The following is an 838-nucleotide window of genomic DNA, read 5'->3' on the forward strand; positions in this document are numbered from 1 at the left end:
CCGCCGGTTCGAGACGGAACGGCCCCGCCTGCACGCGATCGCGACACGACTGCTCGGCTCCCCCGCGGACGCCGATGATGCGGTGCAGGAGACCTGGCTCCGACTCGAGCGCGTGGACGACGGCGGCGGCGGTCTCCTCGAGGTCCTTGCGCCGCTCGCGCCACGCCTCATCGACCGCAGCCAGCACCTCGGCGAACGCCGGAACCCCTCGCACGGGTCGCGGCGGGAAGTACGTGCCGGCGTAGAAGGCCCGGCCATCAGGTGTCGCGAAGACCGTGAGCGGCCAGCCGAGCTCGCGCGTGAACGCCGAGGCGGCGGCGAGGTAGCTCGCATCGACGTCGGGATGCTCCTCGCGGTCGACCTTGATCGCGACGAACCGCTCGTTGAGCACCTCGGCGATCGCGGGATCACTGAAGCTCTCGCGGGCCATGACGTGGCACCAATGGCAGGTGGCGTAGCCGATCGACACCAGCACGGGCACGTCGCGTTCACGTGCGGCGGCGAACGCCTGCTCGCCCCAGGGATGCCAGTCGACCGGATTGTCGGCGTGGGCGCGCAGGTACGGACTCAGTGCGTCCTGCAGTCGATTCGCCATGCCACCAGCGTAAACGGGACCGCGCTGCCCGGAAGGGACTTGCCTGCCTGGAGTGCTGGAGGCTAGGGAGACGGCTTAAACAAAGAGAGCCACCCAGCAATGGGTGGCTCTCTTCGAATGAATGTCCGGCGGTGTCCTACTCTCCCACAGGGTCTCCCCTGCAGTACCATCGGCGCTGCGAGTCTTAGCTTCCGGGTTCGGAATGTGTCCGGGCGTTTCCCTCGCGCTATGGCCGCCGAAACT

At 68.1% G+C, this 838-nt stretch carries 1 rRNA gene and 1 pseudogene; both read right to left on the bottom strand.

What is annotated here, in order from left to right:
* Window positions 1–106: 106 nt before the first annotated feature.
* Window positions 107–595, bottom strand: a pseudogene (locus GH736_RS23630) (DUF255 domain-containing protein); the annotation flags it as partial.
* A gap of 123 nt (window positions 596–718) precedes the next feature.
* A 5S ribosomal RNA gene (gene rrf, locus GH736_RS23635) occupies window positions 719–835 on the bottom strand.
* Window positions 836–838 lie beyond the last annotated feature (3 nt).

It is taken from the genome of Agromyces humi, from assembly GCF_009720255.1.
GTDB lineage: Bacteria > Actinomycetota > Actinomycetes > Actinomycetales > Microbacteriaceae > Agromyces > Agromyces humi.